The 19,959-nt window shown below is 36.2% G+C and carries 15 protein-coding genes; 7 read left to right on the forward strand and 8 right to left on the reverse strand.

Features of this window, described 5'->3' with window-relative positions; translation table 11 throughout:
- Window positions 1–9 precede the first annotated feature (9 nt).
- Entirely contained in the window at window positions 10–414 is a 405-nt protein-coding gene (locus AC3FI7_RS00235; RefSeq protein ID WP_142722062.1) for a hypothetical protein, read from the reverse strand.
- A gap of 292 nt (window positions 415–706) precedes the next feature.
- Here AC3FI7_RS00235 and AC3FI7_RS00240 point away from each other — a divergent pair, with 292 nt between their 5' ends.
- Window positions 707–3,241, forward strand: coding sequence for a phosphoenolpyruvate carboxylase (locus AC3FI7_RS00240; protein WP_343657750.1), 2,535 nt, complete (start codon window positions 707–709; stop codon window positions 3,239–3,241).
- A gap of 178 nt (window positions 3,242–3,419) precedes the next feature.
- Here AC3FI7_RS00240 and AC3FI7_RS00245 read toward each other — a convergent pair whose 3' ends face one another.
- On the reverse strand, window positions 3,420–5,021 hold the full coding sequence (locus AC3FI7_RS00245; RefSeq protein WP_343657752.1) for a S8/S53 family peptidase: 1,602 nt from the start codon (window positions 5,019–5,021) through the stop codon (window positions 3,420–3,422).
- A gap of 89 nt (window positions 5,022–5,110) precedes the next feature.
- Here AC3FI7_RS00245 and AC3FI7_RS00250 point away from each other — a divergent pair, with 89 nt between their 5' ends.
- The 3 genes from AC3FI7_RS00250 to AC3FI7_RS00260 all read left to right on the forward strand — a co-directional run bounded on the left by AC3FI7_RS00250 (window position 5,111) and on the right by AC3FI7_RS00260 (window position 8,273).
- A complete protein-coding gene (locus tag AC3FI7_RS00250) occupies window positions 5,111–6,235 on the forward strand; it encodes a DegT/DnrJ/EryC1/StrS family aminotransferase (RefSeq protein ID WP_142722065.1) in 1,125 nt (374 codons plus the stop codon).
- 419 nt (window positions 6,236–6,654) lie between these two features.
- Entirely contained in the window at window positions 6,655–7,677 is a 1,023-nt protein-coding gene (galE, locus tag AC3FI7_RS00255; protein WP_491461101.1) for a UDP-glucose 4-epimerase GalE, read from the forward strand.
- Window positions 7,678–7,820: 143 nt separating this feature from the next.
- Window positions 7,821–8,273 (forward strand): adenylyltransferase/cytidyltransferase family protein, encoded by a 453-nt coding sequence (locus tag AC3FI7_RS00260; protein WP_291903755.1) that lies wholly within the window; start codon window positions 7,821–7,823, stop codon window positions 8,271–8,273.
- 118 nt (window positions 8,274–8,391) lie between these two features.
- Here AC3FI7_RS00260 and AC3FI7_RS00265 read toward each other — a convergent pair whose 3' ends face one another.
- The 6 genes from AC3FI7_RS00265 to pnuC all read right to left on the reverse strand — a co-directional run bounded on the left by AC3FI7_RS00265 (window position 8,392) and on the right by pnuC (window position 15,529).
- Window positions 8,392–9,387: a hypothetical protein gene (locus AC3FI7_RS00265; RefSeq protein ID WP_491461102.1), complete on the reverse strand. Its 996-nt coding sequence runs from the start codon at window positions 9,385–9,387 to the stop codon at window positions 8,392–8,394.
- Window positions 9,388–9,564: 177 nt separating this feature from the next.
- Window positions 9,565–12,102: a TonB-dependent receptor domain-containing protein gene (locus tag AC3FI7_RS00270; protein ID WP_142722070.1), complete on the reverse strand. Its 2,538-nt coding sequence runs from the start codon at window positions 12,100–12,102 to the stop codon at window positions 9,565–9,567.
- 134 nt (window positions 12,103–12,236) lie between these two features.
- A complete protein-coding gene (gene mltG / locus AC3FI7_RS00275) occupies window positions 12,237–13,262 on the reverse strand; it encodes an endolytic transglycosylase MltG (RefSeq protein WP_343657756.1) in 1,026 nt (341 codons plus the stop codon).
- A gap of 32 nt (window positions 13,263–13,294) precedes the next feature.
- Window positions 13,295–14,062 (reverse strand): diaminopimelate epimerase, encoded by a 768-nt coding sequence (gene dapF, locus AC3FI7_RS00280; protein WP_491461103.1) that lies wholly within the window; start codon window positions 14,060–14,062, stop codon window positions 13,295–13,297.
- A 91-nt stretch (window positions 14,063–14,153) separates the two neighbouring features.
- The gene (locus tag AC3FI7_RS00285; protein WP_142722073.1) at window positions 14,154–14,855 is read right to left on the reverse strand and encodes a hypothetical protein; all 702 of its coding nucleotides are present in this window, start codon (window positions 14,853–14,855) and stop codon (window positions 14,154–14,156) included.
- Window positions 14,852–15,529 carry a nicotinamide riboside transporter PnuC gene (gene pnuC, locus AC3FI7_RS00290; protein WP_142722074.1) on the reverse strand — a complete coding sequence of 226 codons (678 nt, stop codon included), beginning with the start codon at window positions 15,527–15,529 and terminating at the stop codon, window positions 14,852–14,854. The genes AC3FI7_RS00285 and pnuC overlap by 4 nt, the downstream gene beginning before the upstream one ends.
- A 165-nt stretch (window positions 15,530–15,694) precedes the next feature.
- Here pnuC and AC3FI7_RS00295 point away from each other — a divergent pair, with 165 nt between their 5' ends.
- The 3 genes from AC3FI7_RS00295 (at window position 15,695) to hemN (ending at window position 19,807) form a co-directional block, all read left to right on the forward strand.
- Window positions 15,695–17,212 (forward strand): amino acid permease, encoded by a 1,518-nt coding sequence (locus AC3FI7_RS00295; RefSeq protein ID WP_142722075.1) that lies wholly within the window; start codon window positions 15,695–15,697, stop codon window positions 17,210–17,212.
- A gap of 45 nt (window positions 17,213–17,257) precedes the next feature.
- Complete coding sequence (locus AC3FI7_RS00300) at window positions 17,258–18,271, forward strand: WD40/YVTN/BNR-like repeat-containing protein (protein ID WP_491461104.1); 1,014 nt, start codon at window positions 17,258–17,260, stop codon at window positions 18,269–18,271.
- Window positions 18,272–18,448: 177 nt separating this feature from the next.
- The gene (gene hemN, locus AC3FI7_RS00305; RefSeq protein WP_491461105.1) at window positions 18,449–19,807 is read left to right on the forward strand and encodes an oxygen-independent coproporphyrinogen III oxidase; all 1,359 of its coding nucleotides are present in this window, start codon (window positions 18,449–18,451) and stop codon (window positions 19,805–19,807) included.
- The last annotated feature ends 152 nt before the right edge of the window (window positions 19,808–19,959 follow it).

Below are 19,959 nucleotides of genomic sequence, written 5' to 3' on the forward strand. Positions count from 1 at the left end.
AGCCAGGATTTATTGCAAAACGATCTTATAATATCCTTTTTCATCAGTGACATCAATATTTATACCTGTAAAAGTTAATTTATTGATTTGATATCCGTCACAACCTCCTTTAAATTCTGATGATTGTATTGAAAAATCAAAGGTTTTGATATCAGAATAAAATGTATATTTTTTTGTTCCATTATAAGCCCCTACATTTTCCAGAATAACCTTATTGTCCGATGTTTTGGTTAGCTGTACATTCATATTGTTTTCATCCTGAACCGAATAATTGGTCAGTGTCCCGTTGGCAATAAGATTTTCATTGTTGGAATTTACAAACTCAAAAAGAATAGGCAGCGGCGGATTGTAACAATCTTTTTCACAGGAGATGAACAGAAGTGTTATAAGTAAGAAAATAAATGTTTTTTTCATGGTTTATGGATGGTATAAAGAGTAAAATTAATTATTAATATTTGGTAATCAAAATTATAGTACACCAGAATTATTAAAACGGTCTCTAAATATTTTCAAAACCTGTGAAAGGTAGTAATCTGTGATATCAAAATCATCAATGTTAATTTCTATCTTTTCATTATTGTGAAAAAAGTATATGTTATCTTTTTCTAAGAATTAAAGTGAAAATTAGTGTTATTTTTTGCACTTTGGTCTCAATTTTTGTCATTTGTCAATCCAACTCATTTGAAAATCGCTTACATTTGTTATTATGATACACGACCAACGCGCAGAAAAATTCAGGCAGATCGTGGAAAATAAATTCCAGATCTATAATTCATTATTTATGAGCCTGCCTTATGATAAAATGACGAATATCGGAATGCTGCTTCCGTTTCTTTATGAAGAAAGCAGAACCGGCTATGAAGCAGGAAAAACTCCTGAAAATATCGTCGAAGAATTTTTTAAGAACCATACAGACCTTCATACTGAAGAGCAGAAACTGGAACTGCTTTTCAAAATTATTCAGTATATAGAAAGACAGGTAGTATTGTTTGACAGTATTGAAGATGCGGCTTTTCCCAACCTTCATTCTGAAAGTGACAACGGTACCGTAACCAACCTTTTTGAGCGTTCTTTGCAGGATCATAAAATTGAAAAAGTGCGGGAAAAACTGAAAGATTTCAGTGTAAAAGTTGTGTTTACGGCACACCCTACCCAGTTTTATCCAAGCTCAGTACAGAGAATTATTCAGGACTTACGAGGAGCAATTACCCATGACTCTGTTACACAGATTGATATGCTTCTTCAGCAGTTGGGAAAAACCCCTTTTGTCAATAAAGAAAAACCCACCCCGATAGATGAAGCTTTAAGTATTATTTCTTATCTGAGATATGTTTACTACGATACCATTGGTGAACTGTTTACGAAGATCAAAAAAACTTTCGGAAACGGACATTTTCACCTTCATGAAGATATTATTCAGCTCGGCTTCTGGCCTGGCGGAGACAGAGACGGAAATCCTTTTGTAACAGCAGAGGTAACAAAAAGAGTAGCGGAAGAACTTCGTTCAGCGATTCTGAAATCCTATTACAGCCATTTGAAATTTATCAGAAGGAGATTAAGTTTCAGAGGTGTTTCGGAAGTCTTAACGCAATTAAGCGAGGAGCTGTACGCTGCTATTTTTGACGGAAAGAACATTACAGCCAATGATATTTTAAAGAAGGCTGATGAGGCGGAAAAAATATTGGTCAATGAACATAATTCTTTGTTTTTAGACCTTTTGGTTAATTTCAGGGATCGTGTGATGATTTTCGGAACTCACTTTGCAACATTGGATATCCGCCAGGACAGCAGGATTCATCAGAAGGTTATTGATGAGGTTTTTGAAAAGGTATACGGAAGTGAAGATGCTGATTATGATCAGAAATTCAATAAGCTCATTCAGATTTCACAAAAAGTAAATCCTGAAGATTTTGAAGATATTGTGAAAGATACTTTATTAACCGTTTCACAGATTACAGACATTCAGAATCTGAACGGACTGAGAGGAATGAACCGATATATTATCTCCAATTCGGATGCTGTGAAAGATGTCATGAATGTTTATGCATTCTTTAAGATATGCGGTTATAAAGATGAAGATATCAATATGGATATTGTTCCTTTATTTGAAACCATGGAAGGTCTTGCCAATGCTGAGCAGGTGATGAATGAACTCTATCAGAATCCTGTTTATAAAAAACATCTTCAAAAACGGGGAAATCAGCAGACGATTATGCTTGGATTCTCGGATGGAACCAAAGATGGAGGATATTTAAAAGCCAACTGGGAAATTTATAAGGCCAAAGAAGTATTGACAAAACTTTCTGAGCAGAATAATATTAAAGTGGTATTCTTTGACGGCAGAGGCGGACCTCCGGCAAGAGGAGGAGGAAAGACCCATGATTTCTATGCTTCTCAGGGAAAAACAATTGCCAATAATAAGATTGAACTGACCATCCAGGGCCAAACCATTACCAGTATTTTTGGAAACAAAGAACAGGCAAAGTATAACTTTGAACAGCTTCTCACCGCAGGGGTTGAAAATGATGTATTCAAAAATGCCAAAAAAGAACTTACAGAAAAGGAGAGAGCCTTAATTATAGAACTGGCGGATATCAGTTATGGGAAATATTCTGATCTGAAAGCACACCCTATGTTTGTTCCGTACCTTCAGGAGATGAGTACTCTTGAATATTATGGGAAAACGAATATCGGAAGCCGCCCTTCGAAAAGAGGAAATGGAAGTGAACTGAAATTTGAAGATCTGAGGGCTATTCCATTTGTAGGTTCATGGTCACAGCTGAAGCAGAATGTGCCTGGTTTCTTCGGCTTCGGATATGCCATGCAAAAGATGAAAGAGCAAGGTAGATTTGAAGAAGTAAGGGAACTTTACAAAGGATCGGATTTCTTTAAAACTTTAGTTTTGAATTCGATGATGAGTATGAACAAATCTTATTTTCCTTTGACTTATTATATTAAAAATAACCCTAAGTTCGGAGCATTCTGGAATGTCCTTTTTGATGAATATGAGCTTTCAAGAGATATTATGCTGGAGCTTACAGGATTCAAAATGCTTCAGGAAGAAGATCCGCTGTCCAGAAAATCAGTGAAGATCCGTGAAAAAATCGTGCTTCCATTGCTGAGTATCCAGCAGTACGCTTTAATGAAAATTCAGAAAGGGGAAGGAAATAAAGAAGCTTATGAAAAGCTTGTAACGCGTTCACTATTCGGAAATATTAATGCCAGTAGAAACTCTGCATAAATTATTAAGAAATTTTTGTACATATCGTACAATATTATATCAATAGGAATGGGCTTTAGCCCATTCTTTTTTTATCAGTCAATCCTTCGGCTTCAGCCAAAACATAGGATATGCAGTTTGAGAATAATATCTTCCGCACATTCAACAAAACCTGTTGAATGTGCGGAAGACAAAATAGTTATTCCTTCAAGAATTTTTCATAGAAGACCTTATCCTTCACCTGAATCTTCAGATAATACGTTCCTTTTGCAAAATCCTCCACTTTTATGGATTTCTGCCTGTTGCTTGTTCTGATCAGCCTTCCCAGGTTATCATAGATTTCTAAAGACAGAATTTCCTGCTCTGATGCAATATTGAGGATACTTTTAACTGGATTGGGAAATATGGAGAGCTTTTCCTTTTTTACCATTTCGGAAGTATTCAGAACAAGGTTGTATAAGCTTCCGAAATTAAGGATACCGTAACCTGTCTGATCTGAATGTGAGGGGTAAAGTGATGCGGTTTGTCTTAATTTTGTTCTCATCTGTTCTCTATCCATTGTTGGAAATGCCTGAATAAGACATGCTACACCGCCTGCGGCTATGGGGGTGGCAATAGATGTACCATTCACTGTTAAAGTAGCATTGTCGTAAACGGTTGTGGTTCCGGTTCCCTGGGTACTTCCGTCTGGCTTTACTACCCCGAGAGCATTCGGCCCGAAAGAAGAAAATCCGGATGCATTTCCGGCAGCGTCTACAGAGCCTATGGAGAATACTTTTGCATTATCAGAAGGTGTCAAAAGATAATGCCATGGCTGCTGCCCTGAATTGCCTGCGGCAGCAAGAACAAAAATTCCTTTTTCAGCAGCAATACCAGCACCTCTGGCAATAAAAGAAGTATTTCCGTTCATATTGGCATAGGTATAGTTGTAACGGCTGTCGTCAAAAACATTGTATCCCAATGATGAGGTAATAATTTCGACACCTTTTCTGTCTGCTTCTTCAGCGGCTTCAATCCAATATAATTCCTCTTCAGGAATTTCTACAGTGGCATTTTCACTGCGGTAAAGGTAGAAATCTGCATCAGGTGCTGCGCCTACAAAAGTGTCTTGCAGGTACCCTCCGATTGTCCCTAAAACAACAGTGCCATGTGTGCTGAGAGTCGTATTGTAGATATCTCCGGTTTTGGTCACAAAATCGTAGGCTGCTTTGATATGGTTGCCGGTCCATAATCTTGAAAAAGCAGTTCCTGTATTCACTGTAGGAAATCCTGCGTCAATCACTGCAATGGAAATCCCCGTTCCGGTATATCCGGCCAGATGAAGCGGTCGTATATTAACCTGATCAATTTGTGCTGCACCGGAACCATAATTAAAGTTGGTGAGTGTTTTATTGATACTTGTGTCATCTTTCCATTTTCCGGGTGCTGTTTTCAATACCGGTGAATTGTTTCGGGCAAAGCTCTCAACTGATAACACATAAGATTGAGCCTGCAGCAAAATTTTCTGTGCAGGAGTGGCATTTACGGCAGCTCCGTTAAGCCATTTTGAATAATCTGTAACGGTAAATCCTAAATTTTGCAGGTTCTGAATATAAGACTGTTCAATGGGAGCATCCTGATCATTAAGTGGTATTCCCAGCATAGTCCGTCTGTTGAGTGATTTCTGACTGAGTTCTGAGAGTGGATTTGCATAAAATGCAGCCTTATTCGGCTTATCTGTGAAGTGCACAAAAACAAGCTCTGTCTGTGCAGAAGCAGTAAGATAACCTGTTAGGAAACAAAAGAGTAAAAGTTTTTTCATAAAATTTATTTGTATAAAGATAAAAACAAAATCAATAAAATTTTTGATAGGATTTTAAATTCCTTATTTTTACAGAAATATTTATTTATATGAAAAAAATTCAGATGGTCGACTTGCAGAGTCAGTATTACAAAATAAAGAATGATGTAGACAATGCAGTTTTGAATGTAATGGATTCTGCGGCATTTATCAACGGTCCTGAAGTAAAGTCTTTCCAGAATGAATTGGAGTCTTATTTAGATGTAAAACACGTGATTCCATGTGCCAATGGTACAGATGCACTACAGATTGCCCTGATGGCTTTGGATCTGAAAGAAGGAGACGAAATTATTACAGCTGATTTTACTTTTGCTGCAACAGTGGAAGTTATTCACCTGCTTAAGTTAAAATCTGTACTGGTAGATGTAGATTATGATACATTTACAATTTCTACGGATCAGATTAAAAAAGCAATTACCCCAAGAACAAAAGCAATTATCCCGGTACATATTTTCGGACAGTGTGCCAATATGGAGGAAATTTTAAAAATTGCTGAGGAGCACAATTTATATGTCATTGAAGACAATGCCCAGGCAATCGGTTCAGAATATACATTCTCTGACGGAACGGTAAAACAGGCCGGAACGATGTCTACTGTTGGAACAACTTCTTTTTTCCCTTCCAAAAACCTTGGATGCTACGGGGATGGAGGAGCTATTTTTACCAATAATGATGAGCTGGCTCACCGTTTAAGAGGAATTGTAAACCACGGTATGTACGAAAGATATTACCATGATGAGGTAGGTGTAAACTCTCGTCTGGACAGCATTCAGGCTGCGGTTTTAAGAAAGAAACTTCCTCACCTTGATTCCTACAACGAAGCAAGAAGAAGAGCTGCAGACTTTTATGATGAAGCATTTTCAGGACATCCGAATATCCTTACTCCTAAAAGAGCCGAAAATTCTACCCATGTATTCCACCAGTATACCTTAAGAATCCTGAACGGAAAACGTAACGAACTTCAGAAATTTTTGGCAGAAAAAGAAATTCCAGCAATGATCTATTATCCGGTGGCACTGAGAAAGCAAAAAGCATACTTCCAGGAAAGCAATCCGGCAGACTTTGTAAATACCGATAAACTTTTGGATCAGGTAATTTCTTTACCCATGCATACGGAATTAGACGAAGAGCAGCTGAAGTATATTACGGATGCTGTGCTTGAGTTTATGGGATAATGAAAAGAAAGATATTTAAATATAAGCTGGTATACTACTTAGCGGTAATCACCAGCTTACTACTTTTTATAATATCAGCATTTTGGATTCTTGAAATATTTAATGACTTTAGCCTGTTTAAAACATTACTTATTATTATTTCGTTAGTTATTAATTCATTTGCATTTGTCAATCTGATTGAAAAATATGATAAAGCTATTTTGTTTCTGAATCTCAGTTTATTATTATCCATAATTGTTTTAGGTTATCCTTTATTGTTTGGATTTTTAAACGGATATTATGTTTTGGAACATTTTACTTTTAGATTTTTACTCATATTCATATTGTGTTTATTGATTGTAAATGTTTTTAAGGTGAAAAAAATTGACGGAGTATATGAAATAGAACAAATAGGAAAAAGCGAAGATTAAAAAATAAAAATGGCAATACTTGTTACCGGAGGACTTGGATATATTGGTTCTCACACTGTGGTAGAACTTATCAATAATGGCTTTGAAGTGGTTATTGTTGATGATTTATCCAATACGGAGAGGTTTATTTTAAATAATATTGAGGAAATTGCAGGAGTAAAGCCTGCTTTTTATCCTTTTGATCTGAGAAGAAAAGAACTTCTTAATCAGGTTTTTGATGCTCATCAGATTGACGGATGTATCAATTTTGCAGCTTCTAAAGCCGTAGGAGAGAGCCAGGTAATACCTGTGGATTATTATGAAAATAATTTATTTTCTTTGATTAATATTCTTCAGGAATTTAAAGAAAGAAAGATTTCAAACTTTATTTTCAGCTCGTCATGTACCGTGTACGGGCAGGCAGATGTAATGCCAATTGATGAGAATACTCCTTTAAAAATGCCTGAAAGTGTATATGGGAAAACAAAACAAATGGGAGAGGAGATCCTGATTGATTTTGCAAAAGCCTATAAAAGTAAAATATCGTTATTGAGATATTTCAATCCAATTGGGGCACATCCCTCTGCGAAAATTGGCGAATTGCCAATCGGAATTCCCAATAATCTGGTACCTTATGTAATGCAGACCGCTTCAGGAGTGCGTGAGAAATTAAATGTATGGGGAGATGATTATCCTACAGAAGACGGAACAGCTGTGCGTGATTATATCTATGTTGTAGACCTGGCAAAAGCGCATGTTGCAGCATTGAAAAAACTGATAGAAGATTCTTCAGCAGAAACAGTGATTGATATTTATAACCTTGGAACAGGAAAAGGATCATCCGTACTGGAAGTGGTTAAAGCATTTGAAAAGGCCAATAATGTAGAAGTTCCTTATCAGATCTGTGCCAGAAGAGAGGGGGATATTACTATAGCCTACGCCAACCCTGAAAAAGCAGAGAAAGAACTTAACTGGAAGTCTGAAACGTCCCTGGAAGAGTCTTTGAGAACGGTTTGGGAATGGCAGAAATATTTAAGCAGCAGAAATTCATAGAAATCAAATATTAAAAAATATTTGATTATTTGATTATCACATGAAATAATAATTTAAAAGATCATAAAACAAATTACAAAACATCTTCCCTGAAAATTCCCTAAGAACATTTATTTCAGTGAAGTTTTAATTTAGAAATTAATATGAAGACACAGAGAATAGGTATTACATTTTCGTCATTTGACTTATTGCATGCAGGGCACATTAAAATGCTTGAAGAAGCTAAAACCGTATGTGACTATTTAATTGTTGGGCTTCAGATCGATCCATCTCACGATCGTCCCAACAAAAATAAGCCAAGCCAGACTATCGTTGAAAGATATATTCAGCTGAAAGCAGTGAATGCTGTGGATGAGATCATTCCTTATTATACAGAAGAAGATCTGTTGGATATTTTAAAATCTTTTGTGATTGATGTAAGAATCATAGGAGATGATTATATGGACAAAGACTTTACCGGCAAACAATACTGTGAAGAAAAGGGTATTGAGATCTTTTACAACAAAAGAGATCACAGATTTTCTACCAGTGATCTTAGAAGAAGAATCTATGAAGCGGAAAAAGAAAAAGATGCAAAAAAAGAACCTGTAAAGTAATTTTCTAACAAATAATTTAAAAATTACACGCGATAAAAAACAGTTGTAGAGAAAACTCTTTACAACTGTTTTTTATTTTACAGGCCGGTTTATAGCGGATATGTTCTCTAAAATTTTTCTATTTAAAATCTTTTTCAACAAAGTTGATGAAGTCAAAAAACATTTCTTTCCAATGGTTTATTTTGGTTCCGTCTTCTTTTATTTCTTCAAAATTATGATTGCAGTTCAGATAGACCTTACTTTTCAGATTTGTTTTTCTATGACGGATAAATTCTGCAGTAATTAAATCGCTGGTTTCTACAGGAACCTTATCATCATGGCTTCCAATAGTGATGAAGATAGGAATTTTCAATTTCAGAAGATTTTCTACAGGAGGTTCATTTATAGCAACATTCCATTTGTAGGTATCGCCATTAAAATAATCTTTTACCGAGTCAGGGTTCTGATACACCTGATTATATCCCCTCATCAATTCATCAATTTTATCCTGGGCCTGGCTGGCACTTAATTTTCCTTCCTGCATTTGTCTTCTGGTAAAAAGTATGTCATTAAATATCTGAGGTGTCGCATTCCCTGCTGAAAAACAAATATGAGTAATATTTTTATTGAGAGCTGCCAGTTTTGCTACCACATCACTACCTTCAGAATGGCCGAGCACAGCGATTATTTTAGCATTGGGATAAATTTTTTTCTTTATGAAATTAACAACCTTATTGGCAACTTCAGCTCTGTCTGACACATTGTTCCTGCGAATAAATGTAGAGGAGGGTGTATAGCTATTTAATGTTTTTGAGTAATAAGGCAGTCCGACTTTCTGTATATAAACGAATGCATAATCTTTTGGAAACTCTGCCATTAATTTTTTGGGATAGTTATTATAACAGCAGGGTTCTGTATCATCACCATTTACCATAGGTAAATCACCACTTCCCTGCAGATAGATAAATAATTTCTCCTTTGGTAAATTATCTGCAGTATGGATGTAAAAACGTACCGTATCCCCTTTATCAGGAATAATATATTCTTTCAATTTTTGTTTGTCAGGCGTCTGTGCTAAGGTAAAGATCGGAAAGGATAGCAGTAGTATTGGCAGAATTCTTTGAAATAGGTTCATAGGTTATTGTAGTTTAAAAAATATTTTTATATTTTATGAGGTAAATATAAAAGTTTTTAACCTTATTATCAGTTATTTATATTCTTGTTTCGTAATTTTTGCCATTGAAATGCAAATGGACATTAATAAAAAAATCCCGAAAATATTTTCGGGATTTTTTAGCTGTATTACATTCTGTTACATTGGACCGCCCTGTTGGTCGTCGCCCGTTGCATTGGAATTGATATCCTTTTTCTTTTTAGGCTGGTCAATTTTTTCTCCCTGCTTAAATCTATAAGTAAATGACAGGGCAAACTGTCTTGGCTGCCATTGCATATAACTATCTCTGGTGTAGTTAGGACCATATGCTGTAGACCTCATAGATCTTGTATTGAAAATATCCTGAATATTAAAACTGATGGTTCCGTTTCCGTTCCATATTGTTTTTGAGGCTCCAAAATTAAGTGCATACATATCTCTTCTGTCTATACTTGCCGTTTTTTGACCTCCTCTGTAGAATCCTTGAAGCTGGAAGTTCAGAGTTTTATCGATTTTGAACGTAGAAGTAAGCCTTGCTCTTGTGGAAAATCCACTTCCTTCAAAAGGCGCCGGTTTTTCCATGATTTCAGGATCAAAATAAACTCCAGTTGTTTTATATCCGAATAAGTCTACATTTCCTAAGAATTTAAGCCATTTTGTAGCATCCCAGTTGAAGTTAAGATCCAATCCGTAACGATCATCAGTTCCCAAGTTAATTGGCTTGGTATGGAAAGCAACCAAAGTCTGTGGATTTCCATTGGCATCAGTATAGGCAACATTTTCATCATATACCAACATTTTTACATCATCAGTGGTATGCCTGTAATAAATTGTAGGATTGATGGTAAAATTCTTTTTAGAAATACTGTACCCAATCTCATAAGAATCTACATAAGAGGGATTCAGATCAATGTTTCCGTCAAAAAGATTCTGATTATCATTATAATTTGGATTCGGGATTAAAAAGAAAGAACGAGGCCGGTCTATCCTTCTTGAATAGTTCACTAAAAACTGATTGTCCTTTGCAATTTCATAACTTAAAAATACACTTGGGAAAAGGTTGTTGTAAGTTTTAGATTTATTTACAGCAGTACCCTCACGGTTTAGATAATCAACATCTACTTTTGATAATTCGTCTCTAAGCCCGATCTGATAGCCTAACTTTCCTATTTTACTTTTAAACTGAAGATAAAATGCATTAAACATTTCTTTGTAATTTGCATTGTAGGTGTATTTATCAAGATACACCAATGCAGGGTTTAATGCTGGTCTTTGTCTCACATCATTGCTATAATCATTGTCGTTATGATCCAGTCTGTAACCAGCTTCGATTTTGGAGTTTTCCCCGATAGGAAGCTCGTAGTCGGCTTTAGCAATAATAGATTTATTAAGTGTACTCTGATTGACAAGGTCCTGAAGCTGGAAAATACCGTTTGTCGTATCATTGATGTCATTATCATTGTTGGAACGGTTTCTCTGTAAGCTTAGTGAAACAGATAAATTCTGGCCATTATCATCAAATTTATGATCTAAACCAAAATCTCCCTGAAATGCAAGATTATTTCCTGTTCCAATACTGGCTCTCTGTCTGAAAATATTTCCTCCGCTGAAAGGATAGTCAAAATAGTTAATATTTCCTGTGTTGTCGCTGTCAAAGGTTCTTACGGTACCGGATGCATTTACAGATGTTTTATCAGAAATATCATAAGTCAGACCTCCGGTAGCATTGTAGTTGTCATTTTTATTTTTGCTGATGGACTCATTATGGGTTTCTTTGTTGATCCCGCTGTTGAACCAGGCGTCATTTCTGTTTGTATTTTTAGACTCTCTGTAGCCGCCACCGCCGTTTAGGAACCATGTGAATTTACCCTTTCTCCAGCTTAAATTGGTATTTAGAGAAGTTTGTGGAAGGTATCCTAACGTTCCTGTAACACTTCCGTTAAAACCTGTTTTTTTATTCTTTTTTAAAATAATATTTAAAATACCGGCAGTTCCGCTGGCTTCAAACTTAGAAGAAGGATTCGTAATAACCTCGATCCTATCGATCTGATCAGCAGGAATACTTTGCAGTGCATTTGCACCATCGTCAATCCCAAGCAGGGCAGAAGGCTTCCCATTGATCAGGAACTTTACATTGGAACTTCCTCTCATGGATACTGTTCCGTCTGTATCTACAGAAACTGAAGGAACATTAGTTAAAACATCCTGAAGGGTTCCTCCTTTACTTACAATATCCTGTGAAGGATCATATGTCTTTTTATCAAGCTCTACTTTATAGGGTTTGGTAGCGGATGCGGTAATAACAACTCCCTGTATTTCCTTCGTCTTACCATCAACAGTAGAGGTAGGTTCAGCTTCAATAGATAATGCCCCGATATTTCCTGTTGCTGCTATATTTTTGTTGACAACACTTTTTTTGTAATCAATAGCTTCTACTGTGATTTCATAGTCACCAGGCATAAGCTGAAGCTTATACTGTCCCTTTTCATCAGTCAGAGCAGCATCACTTAGCGTTTTGTTGGCTTTATTGGTGAAAGTTACAGAGGCATAGGGAACCGGTTGGTTTTTTTTGTTGACAATAGTTCCTGAAATTCCTGCTTTCTCCTGTGCAAAAGCCATTGCAGCTGCTGAAAGTACCAACGTAAGTCCTAGCGTTTTTCGGGTGAAAATATTGACAATTTCTGTCTTATTCTTCATAGGTTATTTTTTTGTATAAGATCGTGAAAGAATAACCCTTAATATTTTGAATATCCATATCAATTTGATTATCAGAATATTATGGTTGCGTTTATTGTTTTTCTAACTGTATAAATTTTAGGTGCTTTCTAAGCTTATTTTATATTTTTTGAGTTGAGCCAGTCCTGATAAGCCTTTGCATTTACAGCATGCTCTTCAGCGCTTGCTGTAAACTTATGGTATCCAAACCTTGCCGGGTCAGCACACATAAAAATATAATTGTTGTTTTCAGCATTTAAAACAGCATCTATTGAATTCTTATCCACTACACAGATAGGTCCCGGAGGAATACCTGCATTAGCATACGTGTTATAAGGTGATGGTGTTGACAAATGCTTATATAATACCCTTTTTATGGGTTCTTTAAAATTCGTCTGTTTATTGATTGCATAGATCACCGTAGGATCAGACTGAAGCTTCATTCCCTTTCTGTAACGGTTTAAATATAATCCGGCAATCGTTTTCATTTCATCTTTTTTTCCTCCGGATTCTTTATAGACAATAGAAGCCAGGGCATAAATCTGATCTCTTGTAAGACCGGATTGCTGTTCTTTATTTTTTCTTTCACTTGTCCAGAAGTCATTATACTGATCTTCAAACTTGGCAAAAAATTCTCTCGGACTTACAGTCCAGAAAAAATTATAAGTGTCAATGAAAAAATATTTTTTTAAGTCTTCAACATTTTTATAGCCTTTCTCCTGTGCAACGGCGTCGAGATCATTTACAAAATGCAGTGAGTCAATTTCCGTTTTTTTAGTAACCTTACCGATCATTTGGTACATGTCTCCAAAATCACCAATTCTGTAAGAGTTGGCCGTCTGGTTACCTGCTTTAATCATATTGACAAGGTTCTTGTTTCCAGTTCCGCTTAGGATATGGTAACGCCCAGCTTTAAAGTTGGTAGCAAGACCTTTTTCCTTAGCTACAGCTTCAAAAGATTCCCTGTCTTTGATATAAGGAGCAATAGAATCCAGGATCTGCTTAAAACCTGCTCTGTGAGGAATCAGTACATAGCCTTCTTTTTCTACGTTGTTTCCTAAATATTTATTATAAAATCTCAAACCAAAAAATCCTGCTACTACAAAAACAAGCAGAATGATAATGAGAATAGCTTTTTTCATTCTTATCAATATTGATTAAAAGTTTTTTGTTTTTAAAGAAGATCAGTTTTACCTCTAAAAACTTGCTTTGCAGGACCTTCCAGCCATATATTCTGGAATGCATCACCGCTTTTTTCAGCATATACTTTAAGGTTTCCGCCTAAAGTTTTAACTTTTACAGAGGTTAGATTATGTTTTTGCAGAAAAGTTAAAGCAGAAGCTGTAACTCCTGTACCACAACTGTAAGTTTCGTCCTCAACGCCTCGTTCATAGGTTCTTACGAAAATTTCATTATCAGAAATTTTTTCCACAAAGTTCACATTGATTCCTTTTTCTTTATAAGTTTCAGAATTTCTGATACCATATCCTTCGTCATAAACGTTATAATCTTTCAGATTTTCTACATATTTTACATAATGAGGAGAACCGGTATTCAGAACAAAGTCGTTTCCGTCATGTGAGACTGTGTCTACATTGATCATTTTTAGTTTAATGATTCCGTTGTGAATTTCAGCTTCATGTTCACCATCTGTAGCGGTGAATCTGCACTTATCTTCAAAAATGTCCAGAAAAAATGCAAAAGCTACAAGGCATCTTCCTCCGTTTCCGCACATGGTACTTTCTCCTCCGTCAGAATTGTAGTACACCATTTTGAAATCATAATTGGGATCATTTTCCAATAGAATAAGTCCGTCAGCACCTATTCCGAAACGTCTGTCGCATAGTTTTTCAATAATATCCTTATCTTTAGTAAATTGCAGATCTCGGTTATCTACCATTACAAAATCATTCCCTGTTCCCTGATATTTATAAAATTCCATATTATCTTGTCTAAAATAAAGTAGCAAAATTAATATATTTAAAATGAAAAACGAACAGTGTTAGCTGTTCGTTTCCTTATTTATAATCGTTTTATCTAAAGCCGCCTCCGCTGCTCTGCTGTCTGTTTGAGCTGCTGCTTTGGCTGCCTGAGCTGTTTCTGAATCCGCCTCCTGAAGATTCTGACCTGCTGCTGCTCTCAGAATTTCTGAATCCACCACTGTTTTGGTTTCTGAATCCGCTGTTATTCTGGCTTCCCTGATTGTTCTGGTATCCGCTGCTTTGATTTCTGAATCCGCCACTGTTCTGGTTTCTGAATCCACTGTTGTTTTGGTTATTCTGATTTCCCTGGTTGTTCTGATAGCCATTGTTCTGGTTTCTGAATCCGCCATTATTATTTCTGTTGCCATTATTATTGAAACCGCCGCCATTATTATAAGATCCGTTACTATTGGTAGTACGGGTATTCTGGAATCCGTTCTCAGGTCTTTGTGATGTTACCGTAGATCTTCTTTCCACATACACTTTTCTTCTGGAGTTATTATAATTGTAGTAATAATAAGGAACTCCATTATCATAGTAGTAATTAACGTTGTTTCTGTAATAATAGCCGTCATTGCCCCAATATCCACCGCTTCCGTAATATCCGGAAGGTGCATAGTAGTAACCGTTGTTATAATAGGGATCTCCGTAATAACCTCCGTTATTGCTGCCGTATCCGTCGGTATATGCTAAACAAGATGTTAAACTGGCAATAGCAAAAATACTGACTGCTATTTTAAATAAATTTTTCATGACTTTATTGTACTTTTTTCTTTAAAACTTTTTTTCCAATTGACGTATCCTAAGATAGCCATTATAGTAAATACCAAATATTGAACCGAAGTGATTCCAAGTCCCTTAAAAATCATCATAGGCATGCAAATAAAATCTCCGATGATCCAGAAAATCCAGTTCTCAATGCGCTGTTTGGCCATCAACCACATTCCTACTAAAAATATTGAAGTGGTAAAAACATCCATCCAGTTTGCCCAGTCCAGATGATATAATCCTAAACTGGTTCCTTCCATGGAGAATTTATTATCAATATAAGGTTTGTAATAATAAATAAGAGTAACGAGAGCAAGACTCAGAATAAAAAGTACAGTGGCATAAATCCATTCTTTTCGTGTAGCCCATGTGACATCGACATGAATATGATCTTTAGAATTTCTGGCCCATAGTATCCATCCGTAGACACTCATTACGGTATAATATACATTGATCAGACAATCACCCAGTAACCCGAAGTTGAAGAGTATATAAACATAGATGAGTGTAGAAATAATGCCGGTAGGGTATACCCATATATTTTTTTTGATTGAAAAATATACACTCAGCATTCCGAAAACGGCTCCCGAAGCTTCCAGTATAATCTGCAAAGCATTATAGCTCTCATAAGGCTTTATGAAAAGATCATATAAATTCATGTGATCAAAAATAAAGAAAATTTAACACTTTCAGAAATACTATAACGAAGGTGCTGATCAGATTTTTAGAGCCTTTAATGTAAAATAAATGATGAAATTTTAACGATTAACGTGAGAGTTTATAAATTTTTTATATTTTCGTAAATCCTTAATAAATAAAAAAACATGTCGAAAATTTGGGTTAAAAAGCCACTAAGTGCCTATGAGGCAGATATGAAGAAAAGTGAGCTGAAAAAAGTCCTTGGAAAATGGAGTTTAACAGCTATTGGAGTGGGTGCTATCATCGGTGGTGGAATCTTCGTTCTTACCGGAACGGGAGCCTATTATCATGCAGGACCAGCACTTGCAATTTCCTTTATTATAGCAGGGATCGCCTGCGTTTTTGCTGCATTATGCTATGCAGAGTTTGCCTCCATTATACCTGTAGAAGGTTCAGCTTATGCTTACGCGTATGGAACTGTTGGAGAAATTTTTGCATGGGCCATGGGATGGTGTCTCATCCTTGAGTATGCCATGGCAAGTATGGCGGTTTCCGTGAGTTGGTCCGGATATTTTAACAAATTTTTGAAAATTTTTAATATTCATTTGCCTGCATATTTAACGTCAGATCCGGCAAGTTATACCGGAGAAGGGTTTTCTATGAACCTGCCTGCATTCATTCTCGTTCTTTTAATTACTGCATTATTGGTAAAAGGAACTAAAGAAGCTGCTGGAGCCAATAACCTGATCGTTTTAATGAAGACTTCAGCCGTTATCTTTGTAATTATAGCAGGGGTCTATATTATTTTTTCCAATACTGATCTTTATAATGCTGTAGATGGGGTTAAAAACTGGAAACCTTTTATTCCGGATCCGATCAAGATTAAAAATTCTGAAGGCGATATGGTCTCTGCATATGGGATTAAAGGAATCATTTCCGGAGCAGCAGCTATTTTCTTTGCCTATATTGGTTTTGACGCTGTTTCTACACAGGCAGGAGAGGCTATTAATCCTAAAAAAGATGTGCCTTTCGCCATCATCGCTTCATTATTGATCTGTACAGCTTTATATATCTGTGTGTCTCTTGTGTTAACAGGAATGATGCATTACACAGACTTCAACCCGGAAGGGAAATATCCGGATGCCATTAAAGCTCCTGTAGCTTATGCTTTTGAAATTGCAGGAAAACACTGGGCCAGTAATATTGTAACAATTGCTGCTACTGTAGGATTGATTTCCGTAGTAATGGTAATGATGATGGGACAGTCAAGAATCTTCATCGGAATGGCAAAAGACGGATTGATTCCTAAATTCTTCGGACAGCTTCACCCAAAAACAAAAACGCCTTACAAAGGAATTATTTTGCTGGGAATCGTAGTAGCATTTGTAGCTGCGTTTACTCCAATTTCTACACTGGCAGATATGACAAGTTTCGGGACCCTGTTTGCATTTACTCTGGTGTGTATCGCCGTTTGGATAATGAGAAAAAAAGAACCTAATCTGATAAGACCTTTTAAGGTGCCTGCTTATAAGATTGTAGTAGCATTAGGAGTAATTATCAATCTGTATTTGATCTTCAACTTAAGTGCTCATGCATTGGAACTTTCTGCAGTATGGCTGTTCTTTGGAGGTTTGGTGTATTTCCTTTACGGAAAATCAAACAGTAAACTTAACAATCCTGAAAAATATCAGAATCAAGATTAATCATATAAACCGCTTCGGCGGTTTTTTTTGTTTTAAAAATAGTATATGAAAAAAACTTTCACCATTTTATTTCTGTCCTTAGGACTTACCGCGTTTTCCCAACAGGTGGAAAGCCTTGAAACGATTCTTAATGATAAAATCAGCATCAGAGCTCTGGAGCTATATAACAATAAGGTCTGGTACAGTGGTACAGATTCCAAATTCGGGTTTGTAGATCTTAAAGATTATAAAAACCAGAAGCAGATAAGACTGTCTGAAGAGAAACTTGAATTCAGGACCTTGGGACAGGATAAAATTTCTTTTTATGCCATTAATATAGTAAGTCCCGGCCGTTTTTTTAAAATCAACAAGCATGATTTAAAATCCGAAATAGTTTTTACGGATACCACCAAAACAGCTTTCTATGATGCCCTACATTTTGTTAATGATAAACTGGCCTACACATTTAGTGATGCAGATAAGGATAACATTCTGAAAATGGCAGTATACAGGAATGGAAAATGGAGCATGTTTAAGAATAATCTAAAATTAAACGAAGGGGAAGCTGCCTTTGCTGCAAGTAATACCAATATATCATCAGCTAAGAAATATCTGTGGATCGCCACAGGAGGAAAAGCTTCAAGAATTTTGAGAATGACTCTGAAAGATGAAAAGTTTGAAGTTTTCAATACTCCTTTTGTACAGGGAGAATCTTCTCAGGGAATGTATTCCATTGATTTTTATGATGACCGTTTCGGAATTGCAGCAGGAGGAGATTATACCAAACAGGACGCTAATATTAATAATATTGCAACTACAAATGATGGAGGTGAGACCTGGCAGATTCAGGCTTCAGGGCAGAATGCGGGGTATACCACCTGTGTGAAAATAAAGCCGGGATCAAAAGGAAAAGAAATCATTGCTGTAGGGGACCAACATATCAGCTATTCCTCAGATTTTGGTAAAACATGGAAGAAGATTTCAGAAGAAAAAGGTTTCTTTGTCTGCCAATGGATTGATAGCAATAGGGTGGTTCTTGCAGGAAATAGTAAAATTGCGGTAATGAAATTAAAATTTTAAATATCAGGAATAGAATTTATCACTATTGGTCAAAAGCCTGATCAAACGTATTTAGACTCATTATAAAATAGAACCTAATATAATTCATAGGTTAAAATTCATAACTAATGGTTAATTTTGTAAGATGAAATTTAATGATGTTTCAATTTCATGCCCTTATAAAATTTTAATTTTCAAATGAATTCTTTAATAGATAAGTATAATATTCCAGGACCGCGTTACACTTCTTATCCTACTGTTCCGTACTGGGATGAATCAACATTTTCACCGGAAAAATGGAAAGAAACTGTCATCAGGTCTTTTGATGAGAGTAATGCAGCGGAGGGAATTTCTATTTATATCCATTTGCCTTTCTGTGAGGCATTGTGTACGTTCTGTGCCTGTCATAAGCGTATTACAAAGCAGCACAGTGTTGAAGTTCCTTATCTTGAAAGTGTTTTAAAAGAATGGAAACTGTATCTTGATCTTTTCAGCGAAAGACCAAAACTGAAAGAATTACACCTGGGAGGAGGAACACCCACGTTTTTTTCTCCCGAGAATCTGAGAACATTGCTGGAAGGAATTTTCTCAACGGTAGATATCGCAGAACACCCTGAGTTTTCTTTTGAAGGACATCCCAATAATACAACAAAAGAACATCTTCAGACTTTATATGATTTTGGTTTCAGAAGAGTAAGCTTTGGTGTTCAGGATTATGATCCTAAGGTTCAGAAAGCGATTAACAGAATACAGCCTTTTGAAAATGTAAAAAATGTTACTGAATGGGCAAAGGAAATCGGATACAGAGGAATCAGCCATGATTTGGTTTTCGGATTGCCCCACCAGAACTGGGAAGCAATGGAACATACCATCAGAAAAACAATGGAACTGAAACCGGACAGATTAGCTTTCTATTCTTATGCACACGTTCCATGGGTGAAGGGAGTAGGACAGAGAGGTTTTGATGAAAATGACCTGCCAAGCGGTGAAGAAAAACGCCGTTTGTATGAAGATGGGAAGAAGCTTCTTCAGGATTTAGGATATATTGAAGTAGGAATGGATCACTTCTCTCTTGAGCATGATGATCTTTACCAGTCTTTGATTCATAAAAAACTTCACAGAAATTTCATGGGATATACTTCCAGTAAAACCCAGCTGATGGTAGGCCTTGGGATGTCTGCAATATCAGATTCATGGTATGCTTTTGCCCAGAATGTGAAAACAGTGGAAGAATACCAGAAAATGGTTGAAGAAGGTGAAATTCCTGTTGTAAAAGGACATGTTCTGAGTGATGAAGATCTGACAGTAAGAAGACATATTCTCAATCTGATGTGCCAGCTTGAAACCACTTTTGATATAAACAACTCTTTCCCGGAGCTTGAAAATGCGCTGGAAATGCTGAAAGAGATGGAAAATGACGGGCTGGTTGAAATCCACGGAACAGAAGTCAGAATTACGGAAGCAGGTAGAGCATTTACAAGAAACGTAGCCATGGTTTTTGACCTGAGAATGATGAGAAATAAACCCGAAACGAGGATTTTCTCCATGACAATATAATAAAAGCGGTTCAGAGATGAACCGCTTTTTTATTGCCCTTTGATCTTTTTTATTTAAATACAATGTCTGCAAAGATTTTATAATGTTTGATTGATCTTTATGTTCGCAAAGTCTCTGTATTGAGCAGGATTTTTTCTGAGTGAAAAACCCTG

The sequence above is a fragment of the Chryseobacterium sp. TQ-BC-N36 genome (assembly GCF_058382295.1).

Excerpts from the sequence above, each read along its gene's own strand:
- AC3FI7_RS00235 (WP_142722062.1), bottom strand. The coding sequence starts at position 414 with ATGAAAAAAACATTTATTTTCTTACTTATAACACTTCTGTTCATCTCC.
- AC3FI7_RS00240 (WP_343657750.1), top strand. The coding sequence starts at position 707 with ATGATACACGACCAACGCGCAGAAAAATTCAGGCAGATCGTGGAAAAT.
- AC3FI7_RS00245 (WP_343657752.1), bottom strand. The coding sequence starts at position 5,021 with ATGAAAAAACTTTTACTCTTTTGTTTCCTAACAGGTTATCTTACTGCT.
- AC3FI7_RS00250 (WP_142722065.1), top strand. The coding sequence starts at position 5,111 with ATGAAAAAAATTCAGATGGTCGACTTGCAGAGTCAGTATTACAAAATA.
- galE (WP_491461101.1), top strand. The coding sequence starts at position 6,655 with ATGGCAATACTTGTTACCGGAGGACTTGGATATATTGGTTCTCACACT.
- AC3FI7_RS00260 (WP_291903755.1), top strand. The coding sequence starts at position 7,821 with ATGAAGACACAGAGAATAGGTATTACATTTTCGTCATTTGACTTATTG.
- AC3FI7_RS00265 (WP_491461102.1), bottom strand. The coding sequence starts at position 9,387 with ATGAACCTATTTCAAAGAATTCTGCCAATACTACTGCTATCCTTTCCG.
- AC3FI7_RS00270 (WP_142722070.1), bottom strand. The coding sequence starts at position 12,102 with ATGAAGAATAAGACAGAAATTGTCAATATTTTCACCCGAAAAACGCTA.
- mltG (WP_343657756.1), bottom strand. The coding sequence starts at position 13,262 with ATGAAAAAAGCTATTCTCATTATCATTCTGCTTGTTTTTGTAGTAGCA.
- dapF (WP_491461103.1), bottom strand. The coding sequence starts at position 14,062 with ATGGAATTTTATAAATATCAGGGAACAGGGAATGATTTTGTAATGGTA.
- AC3FI7_RS00285 (WP_142722073.1), bottom strand. The coding sequence starts at position 14,855 with ATGAAAAATTTATTTAAAATAGCAGTCAGTATTTTTGCTATTGCCAGT.
- pnuC (WP_142722074.1), bottom strand. The coding sequence starts at position 15,529 with ATGAATTTATATGATCTTTTCATAAAGCCTTATGAGAGCTATAATGCT.
- AC3FI7_RS00295 (WP_142722075.1), top strand. The coding sequence starts at position 15,695 with ATGTCGAAAATTTGGGTTAAAAAGCCACTAAGTGCCTATGAGGCAGAT.
- AC3FI7_RS00300 (WP_491461104.1), top strand. The coding sequence starts at position 17,258 with ATGAAAAAAACTTTCACCATTTTATTTCTGTCCTTAGGACTTACCGCG.
- hemN (WP_491461105.1), top strand. The coding sequence starts at position 18,449 with ATGAATTCTTTAATAGATAAGTATAATATTCCAGGACCGCGTTACACT.